Source organism: Terasakiella sp., assembly GCF_048267425.1.
Taxonomy (GTDB): Bacteria; Pseudomonadota; Alphaproteobacteria; order Rhodospirillales; family Terasakiellaceae; genus Terasakiella.
Map to the genome: position 1 here is coordinate 53513 of NZ_JBLWXN010000011.1, position 23038 is coordinate 76550.

7 protein-coding genes are annotated in these 23038 nt (G+C 47.6%); 2 read left to right on the top strand and 5 right to left on the bottom strand.

Translation table 11 applies throughout. The annotated features are described in order from the left end of the window. Position 1: 1 nt before the first annotated feature. Genes ACN0VA_RS15255 through ACN0VA_RS15270 form a run of 4 tightly spaced genes read right to left on the bottom strand, consistent with a single transcriptional unit; the run spans position 2 to position 12727 of the window. Positions 2–3307 (bottom strand): non-ribosomal peptide synthetase, encoded by a 3306-nt coding sequence (locus tag ACN0VA_RS15255; protein ID WP_417821987.1) that lies wholly within the window; start codon positions 3305–3307, stop codon positions 2–4. 15 nt (positions 3308–3322) lie between these two features. Further along, a complete protein-coding gene (locus ACN0VA_RS15260; RefSeq protein WP_417821988.1) occupies positions 3323–5029 on the bottom strand; it encodes a PhpK family radical SAM P-methyltransferase in 1707 nt (568 codons plus the stop codon). 19 nt (positions 5030–5048) lie between these two features. After that, on the bottom strand, positions 5049–8174 hold the full coding sequence (locus tag ACN0VA_RS15265) for a non-ribosomal peptide synthetase (RefSeq protein WP_417821989.1): 3126 nt from the start codon (positions 8172–8174) through the stop codon (positions 5049–5051). 2 nt (positions 8175–8176) lie between these two features. After that, on the bottom strand, positions 8177–12727 hold the full coding sequence (locus ACN0VA_RS15270) for an amino acid adenylation domain-containing protein (RefSeq protein WP_417821990.1): 4551 nt from the start codon (positions 12725–12727) through the stop codon (positions 8177–8179). Positions 12728–13308: 581 nt separating this feature from the next. Here ACN0VA_RS15270 and ACN0VA_RS15275 point away from each other — a divergent pair. Further along, positions 13309–13998 carry a YcjF family protein gene (locus tag ACN0VA_RS15275; protein WP_417821991.1) on the top strand — a complete coding sequence of 230 codons (690 nt, stop codon included), beginning with the start codon at positions 13309–13311 and terminating at the stop codon, positions 13996–13998. Between the two features lie 130 nt (positions 13999–14128). Further along, positions 14129–21826, top strand: coding sequence for an amino acid adenylation domain-containing protein (locus ACN0VA_RS15280; RefSeq protein WP_417821992.1), 7698 nt, complete (start codon positions 14129–14131; stop codon positions 21824–21826). Here the strand turns inward: ACN0VA_RS15280 and ACN0VA_RS15285 are convergent. Continuing rightward, on the bottom strand, positions 21823–22929 hold the full coding sequence (locus ACN0VA_RS15285; RefSeq protein WP_417821993.1) for a prohibitin family protein: 1107 nt from the start codon (positions 22927–22929) through the stop codon (positions 21823–21825). The genes ACN0VA_RS15280 and ACN0VA_RS15285 overlap by 4 nt on opposite strands. Positions 22930–23038 lie beyond the last annotated feature (109 nt).

The following is a 23038-nucleotide window of genomic DNA, read 5'->3' on the forward strand; positions in this document are numbered from 1 at the left end:
CTTAATCCAGATAGTCGCTGAGATGGGAAACAAGGGTCGAAACGAAAGGTGGTTCCATCATGGTGTTATGATTGCCCGGTGTGATGTGCACCTTGATGTCGCCTGTGGCAAAGCCTTGCCAGCCCAATGCAGGGTCATCAGGGCAGTATTTTTGCTGCATGGATTGTTCGCCTTCTGCCCGGATCAGATGGATTGATCCCTTGAAGGATGGGGACAAAACTGCGTGGGCAAGGGCGCAATTGGTTTTATAAACCTCAAAAAACCGCGCGACATCGTCATAGGTATAATCGGCGGGGATGATGTCGGCTTTGATCAGTGCGTCGCGCAGATAATCAATTAATTTATTTTCTGAAAATTGACGTAATTGGTCACTCGTGGTGTCGCGTAATTCATCGCTAAGCAAGGCTTTGACCAAGGCCGCGTTATCCATGTTTTTTAACTCTTCAGGTAACGCAGGTGGGGCGTAGGCATCGATCAGGAAAAGTCTGGAAACTTCGGCGCCTTCCTTTTGCAGAATGCAGGCCATTTCATAGGCAATGACCGCCCCGCCGGACCAGCCCAGTAATTGATAGGGGCCTTCGCCTTGATGCTGTTTCAATGCATCGACGTAGGTTTGTGCACATTCCTTCAGGTTTTTAAAGGGGGACTGATGGGGGGATAAACCACGGGCCTGAAATCCATGAACGGGGATGTCTTGTGCCAATTCACGTGCAAAAGGCAGGTAACAGAGAACGCGCCCACCCGCCGGGTGGACACAATAAATCGGATTTTTTGGGGAATTGGGGGCGGGGCGTACCGGGATCAGCGGAGACCATTTTTCTTTTAGGTCTTTATTTTGACGCAGCCGTTGCGCGAAATCGGCGACAGTTGTGTGTTGGAAAATAAGATCCAAATCCAGTTTTTGATTAAACGCGCGTTCAATGCGGCTCAATAAACGTACGGCTAACAGAGAATGTCCGCCGCTGGCAAAAAAATCATCATGGATGCCGAGGTCTGAATTGTTGAGAACCTCTTGCCAGATTTGTAACAGCGCCAGTTCAATATTGTCGCGTGCCATATGACGTTCCGGTAAATGGCTGGTGGCACGTTGCAGGTCCACAAGGGCCTTGCGATTGATTTTACCGTTGGGCAGTTTGGGGAAATCGTCCAAAATGCTGATATGGGCCGGACACATATATTCCGGGAGCTTATTCAGAATAAAACGACGCAAATCATCCGTTTCAATGGATGTGGCAAGGACAAAGGCGAGGATTTGTAATCCTGCCTTGTTATCGTCATGGGCGATAACGATGGCATTTTCGACGTGTTGATGACGGCATAGAACATGGGCGATTTCATCCAGTTCAATACGAAATCCGCGCAGTTTTATTTGATGATCCATGCGACCGAGAAATTCAACTTCGCCATGAGTTTGCCAACGCGCCAGATCTCCGGTGCGATAAATCCGGTTTGAAAAAACAGGGGAGAAGGGATTCGTCAGAAATTTTTCCTGAGTCAGATCATCCCTGTTTAAATACTCACGGGCCAGTCCGGCACTTTCGATATAAAGCTCGCCTGCCACACCAACCGGAACGGGGTGCATGTGGTCGTCCAGAATATGAATCTTTGTGTTTTCAATGGGTTTTCCGATTAAGGGCTTTCCGGTTCCTGCATAGCGGGAAAAAGTGGCACAAACGGTACTTTCCGTTGGGCCATAGCCATTCAGAAATGCGCGCCCCACAGACCATTTCTGTGCAATGTCATCCGGGCAGCTTTCCCCGGCAACGATCAGACAAGTTAGATCGGGCAGGTCTGTTTGCGGCAAGACCCCTAACAAGGAAGGTGGGACGGTCAGGTGCGTGATCTTCTGTGTTTGTAACAGGTTTAATAATGGATCGACTGGTGACATATCGGCGCGCGTTGCCACATGAAGGGCCGCGCCATGACATAGGGTAACGAAAATTTCAGAAATGGATGCATCAAAACTAAGCGACGCAAACTGCAACACCCGGCTGTTAGGTGTCATGTCAAACAGGCGACCTTGGGCATTGATGAAGTTACAGAGCCCGCGATGTTCCAGCAAGGCCCCTTTGGGTTTGCCGGTTGAACCTGATGTGTAGATGACATAGGCAAGATTGTTTGCTGTGCTTGTATTGGGGGCTGCGGTTTTGGTCGTGGGGGTGCATAAGGCATCCATAGATAAAATAGGCAGATCGTGATTGGCCATGCGTTTACCAATGGCATCATCCCCGATGACAAGGGTGCAGGTACTGTCTTTGATCATGTAGGACAGGCGATCATCGGGATAATTGGGATCAAGAGGCAGAAATGCGGCCCCGCTGCGTAAAATGCCCAAAAAGGCAAGGATGGACTGAAAAGGGTTTTCAAGACAGACACCGACCAGTTGTTCCGGTCCCACGGCGTTTTCTTGTAGATGGGCGGCAATGGTATTGACCTGCTGCATCATTTCTTCATAAGAAATTGAGGTCTTGCGATAGATCAAAGCAGGGTTTTGCGGGTAGGTCTGTGCCATGTTGGTCAAGAGTTCCATGACATTGATATCATCGGGGAAATCATGCGCGGTATTGTTCCAAACCTCGGTTTGTGCCCAGATGTTTTCTTGCGTGTCTAATGCAAGGGTATCGATTGATTGCATCGGATCGGACAAGGCTTGTGTCAGGATATGTTGATAATATCGCGCTAACAGTTGCACAGTTTCAGGACGATAAAGGGTATCGTCATAATAAAAAGTAGCAATTAATGTCGCATTTTCCCCTTCTTCGACCTTCAAGGACAAGGCGCTTTGATCTGGGTGCGTGAAAGACGAATGAATTTCATCATAAGCAAAGGACACATCAAATAAACGGTCTGTTTCAAGACTTAAATCTTCGATCAATTTGTGCTGGGGGTAGTTTTGATGTGCATAACAATTGAGAAGTTTTTCGCGTAACTTCAAAAGGAAATCACGAAAGCTGTCTGTCTCGTCGATTTCGTGGCGAATGGCCAGCATGTTGTCATTTGTTGGTGTCGCTGGTTTGCGGGTCGGGGTACCAATGGTGATGGTTGGCAAATGATTATATTTATGCAGGCAGACCATCAGGGCGGAAAGTAAAACGGTGCCGCATAAAAAGGGTCCTTGTGCGATTTTTTTAATCCGTTGGGTTAGGCCTTGATCCAGTGCGAAGGTAACCTGCGCCGGGGTGGAATCCGTTTGTGCGAAGACCGGACTGTCCGCCTTTGGGGCACAGAAAATAGGACCTTCAGCCAGCAAGTCCATCCAGAACTGTTTTTCGTCCAAGGTCTTTCGATCGAAAATCATGGTGTTCATCGTGTCTTTCCACTCCTAAAAAGCAAAGGCTTCAAATTGATCATTATTGTGTAATGCGGTGTTGGTTGGCGGTGTGCGGGGAGCATAAAGCGGGGGATGGTTGTTTATGCCCCTTAAATGATCAAAGCCATCGCGCCGCCCCCAATAGGACAGGTTTTTTAAAATCTGTTCGGATGGTTCTTGTTGATCCGGGATTAAGAGTTTTTCGCGAATACCGTCGTTAAAAGCGCGAAGGAAGCCTTTAATCTGTTCACGCGAAAACCCGTTTCGTTGCAGGTAGAACAGGCTCCACATTTCAAACCCCTGTTGGGGGAGCCAAATGGAATTTTGGACTTCCAGAAACATCTGTTCGACAAAGGCCGTGGCCTGTTGGCAATTCATGGTATTGTGTGACCAATTGAACGCAAAGTTTTCGATGCCCAGTTCCTCTTTTTGTTTCCAAACAGGGGTGATGGGGTCGCAGAACCACAATTGGGCGCGGTAAAAATCACTTTTGCTTTCTTCTAAAAATGACATGCTCTCAGCAACCGTGTCCGGGGTTTCGCCAGGGAAACCGATGATGAGGTTGCAATGGGTCAAGATGTCACGTTCGCGAAACATTTTAATCGCGCTCAGGTAATCTTTGCGCCGCGATTTCTTGTTCATTTTTTCAAGAATGGCGTCACTGCCGGACTCAACGCCCAGAAAGACCCCTTCGCATCCGGCGCGCTGCATCAGATCAATGGTTGCTTCATCGCCATGATCGGATCGGTAAAAGGAATTCCATTTAAATCCGTACCCCTTGTCGATCATCAATTGCATGATTTCGCGAAATCGTTTTTTAGGCACGTTGAAGGTATCGTCCAAAAAGGTCAGGGTGTTGACGGTTCCTAAGTTCTTGATGCTGTCTAGCGTACGTTCCACATGGGCGAGATCAAGATAGGTATATTTGCCCGCCCGATCAGGAAAACCACAAAATGCACAGGAAAACGGGCAGGATTTTGCGGTGCGAAGGGAAAGGAATTGACCGAATTTTTCTTTCGCAAACAGGCTGTAATCCACCGGGTTTTCTTCCAGTGAATTACGCTCAACCGATATTGTGCTGTGAACAAATGTGTCTTTCTGGCGGTAGGCGATATTCTCAATGTCAGCCAAATTTTTTTGGGTTTTTAACGCATCCAACAGATCACATAGGGCTTTTTCCCCTTCGGAAGAAATGACGTAATAATCACCACCTAAATAGGAAAACAACTCGCTTAAACCATCCGCGTCCAACATGGCGGCCTGACTGGAAATAAACGGTCCGCCAATGACGATTTCTACATCTGTGTTATGGGTGCGGATAAACTGGACAATTTCAATAATCGGCTGGGGGACGACATAAAGCGTTGTGGTGATCGCGACGGTGCGAATACCGCCTTTTTCCAGTTTATCGCGTAAAGCGTCTTTTTCGTGTTGGAACAGGTTGATGTAATCAAAAGTAAATCCGTTCTTTGCCAGATAACTGCTTAGACACAAGACAACAGGCCAGACGAAATCACTGTTATGATAGGTTCTGGGTTCCCATCCATTCACATGGTTCAAGATATCCATTGCATGATGGGGGTGTCCTTGCATATTCAGGAAGGCAAGATTGATATCGCGATAACCACCCGATGTCGGGTCGTTGCCACGGATCATATCCACCGTTTTTTCAAAATCAAAATCGTTGAAGCCGATGATTAAGCAATCTGTATGCATCATAAATCCAAACCGTTTTGTCCTATTGGGCCGCTTGACGGCGTTTTGATCGGGTGATGGTTGGGCGGATGGGGGCAGATGTTTCTTGTTGTTGAAGGTCATCAATCACATGCGCAAGGCGGGCAATGGTCGGGTTGTCGAACAGGCTGTGAAAGGGCAGCTCAAGCGCCATTTTATTGCGAATGCGTGACATAATGCGTGTTGCGCTTAGGGAATGTCCGCCAATATCGAAGAAATTATCATCTATACCGATCTGTTGTTTTTCCAGAACGTCTTGCCAAATTTCCTGAAGGGTGCTTTCTGTTTCGGTCGCCGGGGCCCGGTAAACTTGCGTGATTGTGTGCGTCTGGCTTTGTTGTGCCAATGCATTGCGGTCGACTTTTCCGCGCTCACTCAGCGGCAGTTTGTCCAACTGAATAAGACGTTGTGGCACCATGTAGGATGGAACCAGACGAGCAAGGGCGGATTTGAGATCGGTTTCATTTGTTTTGGCTGCGGATAGGTAAAAACCGACAAGGAGGTCGTGATCATCAAGAATGACGATTGTCCGGTCAATGTCGGGATGGTTTTCCAGTTTGTTTTCAATTTCGCCCAGTTCCACACGGTAGCCGCGCACCTGAACTTGATCATCATTACGCCCGATAAAGTGCAAATCGCCTTGTTCATCCCAATAAGCAAGATCCCCGGTTTTATAAAGGCGTGCGCCAGCCTGAAATGGATGGGGAATGAATTTCTCACGGGTTAAGCTGTCTTGTTTCCAATATCCGCGGGCAAGACCGACGCCCCCCAGATAGATTTCACCGTCAATGCCGATGGGTACCGGGCGCAAGTCTTGATCGAGCAGATAGACCTGAACATTATCAATGGGTTGTCCAATCGTAACGGGACTGTCCGGGCGAATGCGTGTTGAGGTCGCAACCACACTGCATTCTGTGGGGCCGTAATTGTTATAGATTTCCAGATTGCCTGCACCGATATCTTTTAAAACATCCCCACCTGTCAGAATTTTGATTTTAGGAGATAGTTTGCCATCATGTGTTTTGCTGACGTCTTCGCATATGGCAGGGGGCAGGAAGGTATGGCTGATGTCATTTTCCTGTAAAAAGGTAATTAATTTTTCTACATCCAGTCGCACAGGGTCGGGGACCGGGTATAGACAAAGGCCGTTGAGCAAATTGGGCACCATTTCCCAAAGAGAGGCATCAAAGGCAGGGGAAGCATAAAGCGTTGCCCGACTGCCGGCTGGCAATTGAAAGGCCTGTTCATGCCAGTTGACGAGATTAAGCAATCCGGCTTCTTCGACCATGACGCCTTTGGGTTGCCCGGTGGAACCGGACGTGTAGGTCATATAGGCGAGGCCGTTGGTTTGCACAGGCGTAAAGTGCGTGATATCGCCCTCCCATTTTTGATCCAGATTGCAAACAGGTGTTGTGGTTGTGATCTTTTCAAGGTTTTGGGTGTTGGACAAAACGCATAAGGCCTCGCTGTCCTTCAGGATATAGTCCATGCGCGCCTGTGGTGTGTCGGGGTCCAACGGGACGTAGACACCGCCTGCTTTGAGAATGCTTAAGAAGCTGCAAACCAGTGAAGCGGAACGTTCTAAAAGAACGCCCACATGCGGATTACCCGTTACGGCGAAGTTTTTTTGCAAATGATGGGCGAGCGCATCGCTGCGTTGATCCAGTTCACGGTAGGTCAAACGGGTTGGCCCATCAACAATCGCCGGGGCGTTGGGCGCGCGTTCCACCTGTTGTTTAAAACGTTCAATAACAGATAGGCGAGATGGGGCCGTTTTGAGGTGATGATTAAAACCTTTTAAGATCAATTCACGTTCTTGCGGTCCTAAAATATCAATGTCGCGGATTGTTCTTTCAGGTGTGGCTAGAATTTGATGTAAAACCTGTTCAAAATGCCCTGCCATGCGTTGCATTTGCGCAGGGCTAAATCGGTTTGTGTTATAGGAAAATTCAGCACTCAGACGGGGGCCCGGATTGAACGCGAGGGTGAAATCATAATGGGTATGTTCGTGACGGATGAGACGCTCAACCGTCAGGCCATAGGCATTCTTTTCCATGTTTTCCTGAAAATCTTCATCGATATGAAAGTTTTCAAAGGCAAAAAGATGATCCGGTTTTTGCGCATCGCTCAGGATATCATTGAGGGCAAGATACTGATGTGGATCAGCGTCAAGGGCCTCGTCCTGCAATTGGGAAAGCAGGTCAGAAAAACGCATATCTTCTGTTATCTGGACCCGTACCGGAATGGTGTTGATAAACAGTCCCACCATATCTTTAACGTTGGGCACGTCATGGGGGCGCACGGTGACGACACTGGCAAACAGAATGTCGTTCCTTCCCTTGTAACGGGCCAGCATTAATCCCCAAATGGCCCGACATAAAATCGCCGGTGTGACACGTAATTTTTGTGTAAGGGTCTGCAGGGCATCCGTGGTTTTTTCACTTAATTGCAACAGATGTTTTGCAGGGCAGTAGCCGTCTTTATTGCGTTGAAAAGGCAGATGTGTTGCAGAGGCCCCTTTTAGATATTTCGCCCAGAAATCGAGTGAAGATTGCTTGTCACGGTGATGCAGCCAATTAAAATAGGGTTTGGAAGAAACCGGTGGTGTCAGGTCCGGGCATTCACCACGCACGTTGGCGCTGTAAATTTCCATTAGTTCCTGCAATAAAATTGCGCTGCTCCATCCGTCCAGCAGGATATGATGATGGGTCCTTATGATCTCGTGACGCTGTGTGTTCAGTTTTACGACGCAAAGACGGGCGAGTTGTCCGGCATGAGGCGTAAAGGGTTTTTCACGGTTTTCTTGACGCAGTTGGTCTAAAGTTGCGTCTTGTTCTTGTCTGTTCAGGTTGCTGAGATCAATAAAACGGGTGTCCGCGCGAACCTTCTTGAGAACAATTTGGCAGGGTTGTTTGGTTCTTTCATATTCAAAGGCAGTGCGCAAAATATCGTGACGATCCACCAGATCCTGCCAGCTTTTTAAAAACAGATCAGGGGCAAAAGAACCCGTAATGAGATAGGAAAATTGTTCAACATAGGTGCTTTGGTCATCCCCGAATAAGGCGTGAAACAGCATACCTTCCTGTAATGGGGTTAGGGGATAGATATCTTTGAGATCTTCTTTCTTCATGCTCAAAACAGGCTTTCAAATTCATCAAGGCTGAGGTTGGACAGGGTTAAATCAGCAGGTGTCAGTTCGGATGTGCCGCGCGCACTGCAAAAAGCGATGAGTTGGTCAATTTCTTCACGCAGGGTTTGCAGCAAGTCTTCCATTGTGCTTTTCAAATAGCGATGACGGCTGTAGGACAGGGTAATTTCCAGCCTGTCCTCCATGACGATGGCCGCAATGTCCAAATTGCTGGTGCGTTTGGCGCTGGGGGCAATGGCTGTGCCTGTATTGTCCGTTGAAATATCGAACAAAGGCGTGTTCTGTGCGTTTTTAAAATGGCCGAGGTAATTAAACGTGATGTGGCAACGTTGATCAAAGGCAGGATCAAGGCCCAAACCGTCTTTGGACAGGTAACTCAACACACCATATCCAAACCCTTTGTTGGGGATTTGTCGCAGGTTTTCCTTGATGGTTTTGATCTGTTGGTCGGTTTTCGTTATGTGTGACAGATCCAGCAAAACCGGATAAAGCGAAGTAAACCAACCCAGCGTTCGACTGACATCACTGTTTTTAAGGGCAGGGGAACGACCATGCCCTTCCAGCATGACAATGGTTTTTTCCAACCCTTTCCAGTTTTTTAAGGCACGCGCCAAGGCAACCAGCAGAATTTCTTCTGCGCTGGTGTGAAAGGCGTTATTGACCTCCCCCATCAAGGTTTGCGTGTCTTTGGGGGGTAAGCTTACGGTGCAACTTTCCAAATCGCATAGGCGATTATGCGGTGAGGGGATTTCAACAGGGAAGGGGCAAACATTGGCCTGCCGGATCTGGTGCCAATAGGGAATTTCCTTTTTTAAATCGTTACTTTGCGCATATTGGGCAAGGGCATTTCCCCAATGTTTCAGGGAATGGGTTTTGCGTGGTAAGTGAATGTTTTGTTTGGCGGTTATGTTGCGGTAGGCCTGCGTTAAATCTTCCAACAAAATACGCCAGGACACACCGTCAATAATCAGGTGATGGATAACCAGCAACATATGGTCCTGTTTTGCGCCTTGCAGGAGAATGGCTTTGGCCAAGGGACCGTTTGTTAAATCAAGTCCGGTATGGGCCTGATTGGCCTGGCGCAAAATTTGGCGATTTTCATCGCGTTTCCGGTCTAGTTGTATCGCCTGAAATTTAAAACCGTTTGTTGTCTCGCAAAATTCCTGATGCCAGGCGCCATCCGGGGTTTGATGGAATTTCAGGCGAAAGGCATCATGTTGCTGGATAAGGACTTGGACAGCCTGTTCCATTGCAGACACATCCAGTCGTTCATGGGCGTGAAGTAACAGGGCATGGTTAAACCAGTTGGGATTGGTTGAAAATTTGTCAAAGAAACGGTGCTGAACCGGGCCAAGCGGGGCTTCCCCCGTGATATCGTCTTCTTCAACGAAATGGTCCTGCGTGATAAAGGGAGCAAGCTTGGCAACGCTTGGGTTATCAAACAGGTCTTTGATCTGAAGGCTTAATCCTGATTTATAAAGCTGAGACAATAACTGAATAGCGCGGATGGAATCGCCGCCCAGTTCAAAATAGTCATGGTGAATGCCGATATCGCTGCGCCCGAAAACGTGTTGCCAAGCCTCAAGAAGGATTTTCTCGGTTTTTGTCGTTGGCGGGGTTGCCTCGGTTTTGTGCGATTGTTCGTTGACTTCGCCAACCTCAAGCAAGGCTTTACGGTCAATTTTGCCGGAAACCAACCGGGGCATGCTTTGCAATAAAGCATAACGGCTGGGCACCATATGGACAGGCAAGCTTGCCGATAAATCTTGACGTAAATCGTCAAGGTTAATCTGATCATGGGCAACGAGGCAGGCCTTTAAATAGGTATGCCCTGTGTGGTCTTGTGCCGCAATGACACAGGCTTCTTTGATGTGCGCATACCGATTGAGCCTGTCTTCAATTTCGCTTGGCTCAATACGGTAGCCCATAATCTTGACCTGTTGGTCATTGCGACCCAGAAACTCGACATGTCCATCGCACCTAAAGCGGGCCAGATCCCCTGTTTTGTAGATACATTTGTCAGGGTTGGTTGGGTGTGGAATGAACTTTTCATCATTCAGGGCCTCGTTGTTTAAATATCCACGGGCGACACCCGGCCCGCCGATACATAATTCCCCAACACCACCAAGGGGAACGGGATGTCCTTGTGGGCTTAAAATAAAGATTTCCGCATTCCCTAACGGTTTACCGATGGGGACATGGGCCGTATCGGTTGTCAGGGGAGCAGAGGTGGTAAACGTCAAGGCGTTAACGCAGCATTCCGTTGGACCATAAAGGTTTGAAACCGCGCAGTTTCGCACCACTTTATTGGCAAGGGAAACGGGCAAAGCTTCCCCGCCGAAAATCATATGACTGAGTTGTTTTGTCAGTGCATCCAATTCGCCCGCTTCGTCCAGCAAGGCCAGAAAATTGGGAATGCAGCCCCCGATATCAATCTTGTATGTTTGGCAGAATTGACGGAATTTACGTGTATCACGCTTGCTGTCATCATCCATAATGAACAGGCTATGTCCGTAAAGAAGGGCGGAGAAAATCTGTTGCACCGACCCGTCAAACACATAGGTGGTTAAAAGCACCATATTGAGGGACCGTTGATGGTGTTGATAGACATCGCGGTTCATGGCATGGGCCAGATGAACGACGCTGCCTTGTTCGATCATAACGCCTTTGGGCGTGCCGGTGGTGCCGGATGTGTAAATCACATAGGCGAGATCGTCTGCTTTGCTGTCAATCTGTTGGAAGGCCAAATCGGGAAGGGTTGTTATTTCGAGACAAGGCAGCGTTGTCAGTTCGCAGGCCTTTGATTGTGTCTGTGGATCCACAAGAACAGCTTGTGCCTGACTGTCTTTTAAAATGAAATCGATGCGTTCTGTTGGAAAGTCCGGTTCAATGGGAACGTAAGCGGCCCCGGCCTTGAGCACGCCTAGAATCGCAAGGACACACCAATGGCTGCGTGTCAACATCAAGGCGACGCGGTCATCGGGCGACAGCTTGACGCTTTGTCGTAAATGGGCGGCAATTCGATCAGATTGCAGGTCAACCTCTGCATAGGTCAGGCTGATGTGTTCAAACGACAGGCAGGTTCTCGTCGGGTGGGCATTGACCTGTTTTTGAAACAACTCAATGAGGGTTTCATCCTGTTCGTAATGTAAGGGGGTGCCTCGCGAGAAGCTTTTTAGTTGTGCTTTTTCTGTATCCGATAACAGATCAATATCGCATATTCGAACCTCAGCCCCTTGTCTTATGAATTCTGATAGGGCGCGTTGAAAATGTTTAGCGAGACGATGCATGTCTGCGTCATCATAAAGGGCCGCATTGTAGCCGATTTTAACTTTCATACGATCTTGATCGGGCAGAAGGCGCACGCCCAGATCAAAATGCGTTTTCTCCCATGTTTCCAGTTGGGTGACAGCAAAGTCGGTGCCGGGGAGTAGGGTGTTGAGTTCAAACACACTGTCCAGAGGATAGTTTTCCATGACGAATAAGGATCCGATCAGGCGATCCTTTAAGGGGGTGGTTGATTGAATATCAGCCAAGGCAATGTGTTGGTGGGGCTCCGATGCCAATGCATTGTGCTGAACTTGCGCAAATAGGTCGGAAAGACGCATATCGGGGGTGAACTGAATACGCACCGGGATTGTATTAATGAAAATGCCCGCCATTTTTTCAATGCCGTCGATTTCATGTGGACGACCCGATACGACGCAGCCGAAAACAATATCGTTAGATTGGGTTTGCTGAGCCAGTAACAGCCCCCAAAGACTTTGAAAGAGGGTATTCAGGGTGATGTTTTTATCGTTTGCCAGTTTATTCAGGTGATCCAGTTGATCTTCCCCGATATCAAAATAAACGGCCTCGGGGGCGCTTGCGGTTTTAGGGGTCGCACGTTGGGGTGGGGTCGATTGCGCCTCAACACCCGCCAGATAAGTTTGCCAGTATTGCATGCAAGCCATTTGGTTTTGAGCGTCGCGCCACTTTATATACTTTGAAAAACCGACTGGCTTTTCATAGGGCAGGGTTCTCTTTTTCGTGTGTGCAATATATATATCCAGCGCTTCTTTAACCAGATTCCCCAATGACCAACCATCCATAATGATATGGTGGTGTGTGAGGATTACCTCAAAGCTGTCATTGCTTAATTGTAAGACACGCAAACGCAGCAGAATGTCGTCTTCAAGATGAAAAGGGATGTGCTTTTCTTGTTCCTTAAATGTGTGAACGGCTTGTCCTTTGTCTTGGCTGTCAAGGTGGCAGTAATCAATAAATTGGAAATCAAGGGGGCGCTTGTCTGCGACAACCTGCAAAGGGGTTGGCGTATTTTGAAAGACGAAATTCGTGCGCAAAATGTCATGGCGATTTACCAGTCTTTGCCATGCTTCTTTGAAAGCCGATACATCAAAACATCCCTGAAGACGCCAAGATATTTGCTGAAGGTAAGATTGTTTGTCGTCACCTTTCAGATAGTGAAAAAACATCCCTGCCTGCATGGGGGATAGTTTGTAGATATTGGCGATGTTGTTTTTGACTGGCTTCATCTTAGCAAGAAATACACTAATTAATATGTATTGGTGTATTCCCCCTCCTTCTACATATCTATTTATTCGTGCGTAACATTATGTTTACTTGTTTAGATTGTATAGGACTTTTTTTATAATCTTTAGAAATAGAATAAAAGTGGAGATGAAATTTAAGGATAAATTATTGAAATTATTATAAAAAATATTAATTGCAATTTTTTAATAAAAACAACTATTGATATTTTAATGGTTGTGTGGATAGAATTGTCCGTGCGGAAGCGTTGAGGAAGCGATACACTTTAAAGGTGTTTTCTTGAGGCGGCCTGATTATGTATCTGTTGAAAAAGCAGACTATTTCAAATTGGTTTGCGACATGGGGAGAAAACTCTTGGGTTCAATGCTAGGAATTTGGATTCTTGCCAGTCTGTTGATTGGAGTGCTCGGCATTCATAAACGGTTTGGGTTTTGGGGATTCTTTTTTGGATCACTCGTTTTATCTCCCATCATCGGCATAATCATGTTGTTTTCTATGGAAGATAACTACATCCATACCAAGGCTTCTGAGTAATCGTCTTTTACATTTACCAAAGGTGACCAAAGTGACTGATACCGATAAGAAGACCCCTGCGCGCAAAACCGCAACGACGAAAGAGCCTGTAAAAGCAGAAAGTGCGACTGAAACTGTGACGAGTGATGCACCAGAAGCACAAGCTGCTGAAATGGCGCATGGCGCGGACCATGAAGAAAGTCTTGAACAGCATGACCACGAGATAGATTTGCATGCAGCGGCTGACAAAATCGTTCGCCGCAATATCTACTGGGCGCTTGGGTTTGGCGTTGTACCGCTTCCGATTGCCGATATGTTTACGATTGGCGCCGTTCAGTTAAAAATGATGAAAGAACTGGCTGATTTATATGATGTGCCGTTCAGTAAAAATCTGGCGACGGCTGCTGCTGTCAGTATCGTCGGTGGCGTTGGCCCGGTTGAGTTGGCAAAAGGTCTGGGGGCCAGTGTTGTCAAACTGATCCCCGGTGCCGGTAGTGTGGCTGGTATCGCAGCCTTGCCGATTACGGCGGGTGCTCTGACTTATGTCATCGGGCATATTCTGGTCAAACATTTTGAATCTGGGGGGACATTCTGTTCCTTTGATGCTTCAAAAGTTAAAGGTTATTCCAAAGACCTGTATGCCAAAGGCAAAGGTATGGTCAGCGGTATGAAAAAAGACAAAGAGGCTGAAGCATCTTCCGCTGATGCAGAAGAAACAACTTCTGCGGCGGCCACGGCGTAAAATCTCCCGAATGCGGCAAACCGAAGTTTCTTTTCTTTGAAAAGGGAAAGGAAGCTTCGGGTCGTATCCTTTTTTTGTTCAATAATAAAACGCAAACGGGCAACTGTTTGCGATTGCATAGGTGTGTCCAATGGGTGAAACATTTGAAACCGTCCAATTTCCCATGTCCTTTGCACAAAAACGATTATGGTTTTTGACACAGCTTGACCCGGACGCCCCTTATTATAACATTCCGGCAAACATTCAGTTGCACGGGGTGTTGAATATTGCGGCTTTGTACAAAAGCCTTGCAGCGATTATTGAACGCCATGAAATCTTGCGAACGACTTTTCATGGGGATGACGGGCAACATATCCAGCGTGTCCATGCATCGTTTGAACCTGTTGTAGATCATGTGTCTGCCCCGGCCTTAGGCAAGGATGATTTATCGCACTGGATGGAACAACAGGTTGAAGAACATCTTCGTACGCCGTTTGATTTGACTTGTGGTCCCTTGGTTCGGTTTCGTCTGATCAAGATGGGGACAGATGATCACATTTTGTTATGTACCATGCATCATATCGTTTCTGACGGTTGGTCAATGGGAATTTTGATCCGGGAACTCTCCGCATTCTATAAAGCCTTTGCCCAAGGCAGTGTGCCAAGGCTACCTGAGCTTCCTATCCAGTACGGTGACTTTGCAGATTGGCAGCATGAACATTTAAATGACGACGTGATGGGCAAGCAGTTGTCCTATTGGGTGGATCAACTGGCGGGACTACCCCCCGTTCTGGACCTCCCCCTTGACCGGGAAAGAACCAAGGTTCGCGGATGGCAGGCCGAGGGGCTGTCTTTTCGCATGACGGGGCCAAAGTATGATCGATTACACGCATTGTGTCGTGAAACGGGTACGACCCCTTATATGTTTTGTTTGGCGGTTTTGGCGGTTTTGCTGGGGAAATATAGCCAAAGTGATGATATTGCTGTGGGCTCCCCCATTGCCAATCGTCAACAGAGTGAAATGGAACAACTCATCGGATTTTTTGTCAACACCTTGGTCATGCGTGTTGATTTATCCAAAAATGATCTGAATTTTTATGACTTGTTAAAGCAGGTTCAAAAAACTGTTTTAGACGGTTTTGCCCATCAGGATGTCGCCTTCGAACAACTGGTGGAAGTTTTGGAACCCGAACGCCATCTTGATCTTAACCCGTTGTTTCAAGTTTCCTACAGTTTTCAAAATGCCCCGATGGGGGATATGGAACTAGACGGTCTGAAGGTAAGACCGCTTGTGGAATATCAAACCGGAATGGGGCGTTTTGATCTTGAATTTTCGTTTTGGGAAGAGGACGGCCTTGTTGGGGCGGTCCTGTTTAAAAAGGATATTTTTGATCGTGCCACCATCGAACGTATGATCGGGCATTTCCAGACCTTGTTGGATCATGTACTTGCCCATCCAGAAAAATCTCTGAGCGACGTGGACATGATGCAAGAGGCCGAACGTCTGGATATGATTGCCTTGGGTGCGGGAAAAACAAGATGCAGTGAAGCGGAACCCCTTCTTCAACATCAATTTGAAACACAAGTCCGTTTGCGCCCCAACGCGATTGCCCTGAGTTATGAAAATCAGAATTTGAGCTATCGCGAATTAAACGAACGGGCAAACCGGCTGGCCCATGAATTGATCGCTTTGGGAGTTGTGCCGGAAACTTTGGTGGGGATTTATCTGGAACGATCTCTCGAAACCGTGGTGGCTGTTTTAGGCATTTTGAAAGCGGGGGGCAGTTATCTGCCGCTGGAACCAGCTTATCAGAATGATCGTCTGGGTTATATGGTGGATGATTCCGGGATTGAAATCGTTGTCAGTACCACTGCGTTGCAAGCGCAATTGCGCGATATTGTGGCAAATCAGACATTACATTTTATATGTCTTGATGAACAAAAGGCGGATATGTGCCACGACAATCCGGTGGTGGCGCAGGACTTAGACCAGCGTGCCTATGTGATTTACACGTCGGGTTCTACTGGCAAACCCAAAGGGGTGGAAATCACGCAACGCAATGTGGTACGTCTGTTCAGCACCACACGTGGTTTGTTTGATTTTGATCATCAAGATGTCTGGACGATGTTTCATTCCCATGCGTTTGATTTTTCCGTATGGGAAATATGGGGGGCATTATTGAACGGGGGGCGTCTGGTCGTCGTACCTTACTGGACAACGCGCAACCCGGATGCCTTTTATGATCTATTACGAACGCAAAAAGTAACGGTTTTAAACCAGACGCCTTCTGCCTTTTATGCATTGATCAATGTGGATCAAGGGGCGGATGGGGCAGATGATTTGGCGTTGCGTTATGTGATTTTTGGCGGCGAAGCGCTGGATTTTCGGAAATTAAAACCGTGGTATGAACGCCACGCAGATGATCAACCCGTTTTGGTAAATATGTATGGCATTACCGAAACCACGGTTCATGCCAGTTTTCGTGCTCTAAGGGCAGGCGATGCCCACAAACCACAAAGTTTAATCGGTGATCCCTTGCCTGATTTACGGTTTTATTTGCTTGATCCGGTCGGGCAACCGGTACCCATCGGTGTGAAAGGTGAAATCCATGTGGGCGGGGCCGGGGTTGCGCGCGGATATTTGAACCGCAAGGAACTCAGCCTTGAACGTTTTATCCGTGATCCGTTTTTAAATAATGGGGAACGTCTCTATCGCAGTGGGGATTTGGGACGATGGTTGGCGGATGGATCGTTGGAATATTGCGGGCGCATGGATGATCAAATCCAAATCCGTGGTTTTCGCGTGGAATTGGGCGAAATTCAAAGCTTGCTGGGCGAACATGACGCCATTCGCGATTGTGTGGTTTTATGTCGTCAGTCTTGCGGTGTGGACGAGATCGTCGCCTATATTGTTGCGACTGACGAAAATGTAACGTTTCCGGCAATGAATGTGCGGCGTTTTTTGAAAGAAAAATTGCCGGATTATATGATCCCGTCTCATATCTTTGCCGTGGACGAAATCCCATTAACAGCACATGGCAAGATTGATCGCCGTAAATTGCAGGCTAAGGAAGGGACAGCGTTAATAGGGGCGGCACGCAAACCTGTAGAAACCCCGTTACAGCAAACTGTTTTTGATATTTGGGCGACTGTTCTGGGGCATACGGATTTTGGTATTCAGGACAGCTTTTTCGAAGTGGGCGGCCATTCTTTACTGGCGACCCAAGTTGTTACCCGGCTGCAAAAACAGTTTGGACCAAACTTGACGCTCCGTACGTTTTTTGAACAGCCGCGCATTGAAGAAATCGTGTTTCATTTAAACGGAACGGGTGAGGATGAGGTCATCCCCCGACGCAGTCCCGATTGTGCAATCCCGCTGTCTTATGCGCAGGAACGGTTATGGTTTATTCAAATGTTGGAAGGGCCGAGTGCGGCTTATAATATCCCCAGCCTTTATCGGTTACGTGGGGATTTGGATGTAGATGCCCTTGAACGCGCGCTTAATCATGTCATTGCGCGGCATGAAAATCTGCGCACCAATTTTGTGGAAGAAAACGGACAGGCATTTCAAAAAATACACGATGATCTGTTTATTGCGTTGCAGGTGGAGGATTGGGATAAAGACCAACTGCATGCCTTTTTACATGAACCGTTTGATCTTGAAAATGATGCGTTGCTACGCTGGAAACTGGTGCGTGAAGGTCAAGACGATTATCTGTTGGCAGTTTCCATTCATCATATCATTTTTGATGGTTGGTCGTCTGCCTTGCTGGCACAGGAAGTCATACAGGCTTATAAAACGGACGGGGCGCACAGTGGCCTTGATGCGCTGGATATTCAATATGGCGATTTTGCCTTGTGGCAACGCACGTGTTTTGAAGAAACAGGTATGCTGGACGCGCAATTGTCTTATTGGCAGGATCAGTTGCAAAGATTGCCGTCTGTACTGGATATGCCCTGTCAAAAGGCGCGACCTGCGGTTCAAAGTTATCGCGGAAAAATTGCCCATTTTGATATTGCATCCCCTGTGTGCCAAGGGGTTAAACAACAGGCCCGTTTGAGCGAGGGGACGGATTTTATGGTCCTTCTCAGTGTCTTTTATATGATTCTGACCCGTTTCAGTGGGCAAACCGATTTGGTGGTCGGCACCCCGATTGCCAATCGCACGCGCGCAGAACTGGAAAAACTGATCGGTTTTTTTGTCAATACGTTGGCTTTGCGGGTGGATTTATCGGGCAATCCCACCTTTGAAAATTTACTTGCGCGGGTAAAAGACTGTGCGTTAGGGGCTTATGCCCATCAGGATGTCCCGTTTGAGAAGTTGGTGACGAATTTAGCCGTGGATCGCAGCCTGAGCCACGCACCGATTTTTCAGGTGATGTTTGTGATGCAAAACACCCCTCTTGCACTGCAGAGTGATGCACAAGGGCTGGAAATATCATTGGAACCTGTGGAATTTGATGCCGCGCGTTTTGATTTGGTTTTTTATATTACCGAAGATGAAACGGGTTATCGTGGCCTCGTGGAATATGCCAGTGATTTGTTTGAGGCAGAAATCATTGATCACATGACACAAAATTATTGTCACTTGTTAAAACAGGTGGTTGAAAAACCGGATCAACCGATTAATAACTACCCTTTGATTGGGACGCAAGTGACCTATCCGGGCGTTCCTTGGGATTGCAGCCTGCGCGTTGATCAAATTTTTGAACAGGTGGTGCAAAAACAGCCGCAAAATCGGGCCTTATGTTTCGCCGGTCAGGCATTAAGCTATGCCCAGCTTAACGCCCAAGCCAATCAGGTGGCGCACTATCTGCAAAAGGCTGGGGTAAAATCGGGCGATATTGTCGGGCTGATGATGAAACGTACTGATCGTTTACCGGTTTGCTTGCTGGGTATTTTAAAAGCAGGCGCCGCCTATCTGCCGATTGAACCCGACTATCCCACAGATCGGGTGCAAACCATGATCAAGGATAGCGCGGCAAGACTGGTGATTTGTGACGAAGGTGGTATCCAGCCGGATGATGTTGACCTTGTGATTATGGATCGTAATGCACAGCTCTGCGCGCAAGAAAGCATCGAAAACCCAAGGTGCGAGATAACAGGGGACAGTCTTGTCTATGTGCTTTATACGTCCGGTTCAACAGGGGTGCCCAAGGGTGTTGGGATGGGGCATCGGGCCATGTCCAACCTGATCCAGTGGCATATGGCTGATCCGGTTTTATCCCAAGGTGCCCAGACTTTGCATTTTGCGCCTTTCACATTTGATGTCTCGTTTCAGGAAGTGTTCAGTACATGGGCGACAGGTGGTTGTTTGGATCTGGTAGACGAAGATATGCGCCGCGATTTTCACGCGCTGGTCCCTTATGTAAAAAGGCAAAAGATTGAACGCCTGTTTATGCCCTATGTCGCCTTGCAGCAATTTAGTGTGGTTGCACAGGAAGAAGGTCTTTATCCCGATTGTCTGTGTGATGTGATCACGGCGGGGGAACAATTGCGCGTGACGCCTGCGATTGTCGACTTATTCGGTCATTTGCCGGATGCACGTCTGCATAATCATTACGGTCCATCGGAAACCCATGTGGTGACGAGTGAGGTGTTAAAGGGGGATCCCTCTTTATGGCCTTTATTACCCGCTATCGGATTTCCCATTTCCGGTGCCAATATCTATATTTTGGATAAGGCCGGACATCCGGTGTCCTGTGGTGGCATTGGGGAAATTCATGTGGGAGGAGAGGCCGTCGCACTCGGGTATTTGGGACGTGCTGATTTAACGGCAGAACGTTTTGTCGAAACCACATTTGGACGGCTTTATAAAACAGGCGATTTGGCAATTTGGCACACCGACGGACGTATCAAATATCTGGGCCGGGCGGATAAGCAGGTTAAAATCCGCGGGTTCCGTATTGAACCGGGGGAGGTGGAAACCATTCTGAACGGGTTTGCCCCGGTGCGCGAATGTTGCGTTGTTGCCCATGATTTTGCGGCACAGAGCAAGAAACTGGTGGCCTATGTCTGTTTTGAAAAGAATATCTCCCCCGATATCGCTGGGGTACGGTCTTTCGTGCGTGACAAATTACCGGATTATATGGTGCCGTCCCTGTTTGTGACATTGGATGAAATGCCTGTCACGGGCAGTGGTAAAATTGACCGTGCGAAGTTGCCCGCCCCTGAAGAAAATCCCCTTGATCAAAAGGCCGGTGTTATGGAATGGCGTACACCTGTTGAAGACATTCTGGCGACAATTTGGAAGGATGTTTTAGGGGGCGCTGTGGCCCATCGTCAGGATAACTTTTTCGAAGCCGGCGGGCATTCCCTATTGGCCACACAACTGGTGTCACGTTTACGTGCAGCGTTTTCTTGCGAGATTACAGTACGCCAGATATTTGAAACACCGACGTTTGTTGAAATTGCTCGTTTGATGGAGACGGGAGAAGGCAAGTCTGAAAGCCAGATACCGCCGATCATCCCTCTTTCACCTGAAAAGCGGACGGTTGCCTCGTTTGCACAAGAACGTCTCTGGTTTCTTGATCGATTGCAAGGCGGAAGTTCCAATTACAATATGTCTGTGACGGTGAGCATTCGCGGTGAACTGGATATTGCAGCCTTTCGTCAAAGTTTCTTGGAAATTGTCCGGCGCCACGAAGTTCTGCGGACAAATTTTGTGTATGAAGACGACCATGTTGTCTGTGTGTTACAGCCAATGAAGGATGATATTTTCACCATCTGTGATTTATCGGACCTAAGCCCTGAAATGTACGCAAGCGAACTGGACCGTTTAAGTCATGACAATGCAGTGGCTTGTTTTGATCTGGAGCGTGATGCCTTGTTGGCGGGCTGTTTGATCAAAACGGCAACGCCTGATGAATTTATTTTCCTGTTACGGATGCATCATATCGTGGCGGACAATTGGTCCACCGGGGTGTTTTTAAATGAACTGGCAACCCTTTATCAGGCTTATCGGGCCGGGGAACAGTCTCCCTTGGCTGAGTTATCGGTGCAATATGGTGATTTTGCCCATTGGCAGCGCGAATGGTTGAACAGCAACAATTATCAAAGGCAACTTGATTACTGGATTCAAAAACTGGAAGGGGTCCGTCCTGATTTTTGTCTGTCCACTCAAAAAGATGAAAACCGAGGGACAGGCCCCTGCCTGAAACATGGTTTTGTGTTTGAGGATGATCTGAAAATCGCGGTGAAGGAAGTGTGCCGTCAACAAGGTGTCAGTTTGTATATGGGGCTTTTGGCGGCTTATGGGGTTTTGCTTTATCGTTACAGTGGACAAAACGATTTTGTTATCGGATCCCCCATTGCCAACCGAAACCATCGCGAAATTGAACCCTTGATCGGTTTTTTTGTCAATATGATGCCCATGCGTCTACAGTTTGAACCGGAGATGACGTTCAGCGAGCTGTTGCGTTGTGTTCGTGAAATCACGTTGGACGGTTTTTCGCGGCAAGATGTGCCGTTTGAACATATCGTGCGTGAAGTTTGCCCGCAACGTAGCGAGGAACGCACACCTTTGGTTCAAAATGTCTTTGTGTTGCAAAATGCCAGTGCACAGGCACAGGATTTAAACGGGGTTACAATGAAGCTGTTACCCACACCGAGCGGGGCAGCAAAATTCGATCTGGTCTTTTCCGTGTCAGAAGAGGGAGAGCAGCTGTTTGGTGTTCTGGAATATGACAGCCATTTATTCAACCCAACACAGATCGAAGAGATGATGACCCATTTCCAATCCCTGTTACGACAGCTTTGTCAACAAGAAGGAATTGCCCTCATTGATCTTGATTTAGGGGCGAACGGGGCTGAAGACAGCACCGCCCCGGTCGAGGAATTTAGTTTTTAAGGTTTTGTGGCCGGCTTATCCGGGGGGCTCGGTTTTTCGTCTGTTTTTTCATCTTCGTTTAACAGGTCTTTAATGGAAAGTTTTTCCAAAGCTTTTTGAGCGAATGTCTTGTCAGACTGTGTGGTCCGTGTGGTGCCGGGTTCATCAAGTTGCCCGATGGAATCCGGTTTTTCAGATGTCAGTTTGCGCTGCCATTCTTCTTCTTTTTTGGCATCAGGATCAATGGCGGCGCTATTGCTATCCATATTGCCAAGGATCAAGGGCATACCTTCGTCCCCGGCCCCGATGATAACAATTTTGGCATTATTGGAACGCGCCAGTTCCAAGGTCGCATCAATACCTTTCCATTTCAGGTAACGCGGTGAAATACCGTCTTTAATGATATCCTGAAATTTACGAATACCGCTGGCTTCAATGGCTTTGCGTTTGCTTTCCTGTTGTTCACGTTGCAGGATATATTCATATTGCAGCATACGGTGTTTGTGTTCGACCTTGGCTTCGATGGCCAGCCGGACGGTTTGTGGCAAATGAATACTTTTAATCAGGACATCTTCCAAAAAAATCAAATCTTTATTTCCATCGTCTTTTGTCAGGACGACTTTCAATTCTTCCTTCACCTCTTTTTCGACAATTTCCTGAATTTCAAATCGCTTGGTGCTGTAAATTTCTTCAGGGGAATATTTGGCCATGACGGTGCGCCCTTTGGCACTGACTTCCGGTAGGATCAAGATATCAAGATATTTTTCCCCCATATGTTTGTGCAAAAAACCAAGTTGATCTTCTTTTGGGCGATAGCGGACCAGAAATTCCACATCAATTTTTAAGCCATCCTTGGCCAGCACGTTAAAGGTGCTGGTTGCTTCATTCAGACGGACACTATAGATCGTCATCTCATTCCAGGGCAGGATGACGTGAAACCCTTCGGGGTAGGTGGTTTTGACATCCGTCCCGCCGTTAAAACGTTCCCATAAAACACCGGCATGTCCGGCAGGAATGCTAATAAAAATTTTTTCCGATAGCAGGACGAGCGTAAATAGACAGAGAAGCGCGGAGAGGGAAAGCCACATGAAATGACGGCGGATGAACTTTCTCACGGATGCCATGTTGCAATTTACTCCCGCGTGCGGCGACGCTAATCTTTTAAAGATATAAAAAAATATTATTGCAACTTAAAGCTAGACGAAAATGACTGCAACAACTCTTTTGATATGT

Coding starts and splice junctions, on each gene's coding strand:
- ACN0VA_RS15255 (WP_417821987.1), bottom strand. CDS start 3,307: ATGAACACCATGATTTTCGATCGAAAGACCTTGGACGAAAAACAGTTC.
- ACN0VA_RS15260 (WP_417821988.1), bottom strand. CDS start 5,029: ATGATGCATACAGATTGCTTAATCATCGGCTTCAACGATTTTGATTTT.
- ACN0VA_RS15265 (WP_417821989.1), bottom strand. CDS start 8,174: ATGAAGAAAGAAGATCTCAAAGATATCTATCCCCTAACCCCATTACAG.
- ACN0VA_RS15270 (WP_417821990.1), bottom strand. CDS start 12,727: ATGAAGCCAGTCAAAAACAACATCGCCAATATCTACAAACTATCCCCC.
- ACN0VA_RS15280 (WP_417821992.1), top strand. CDS start 14,129: ATGGGTGAAACATTTGAAACCGTCCAATTTCCCATGTCCTTTGCACAA.
- ACN0VA_RS15285 (WP_417821993.1), bottom strand. CDS start 22,929: ATGGCATCCGTGAGAAAGTTCATCCGCCGTCATTTCATGTGGCTTTCC.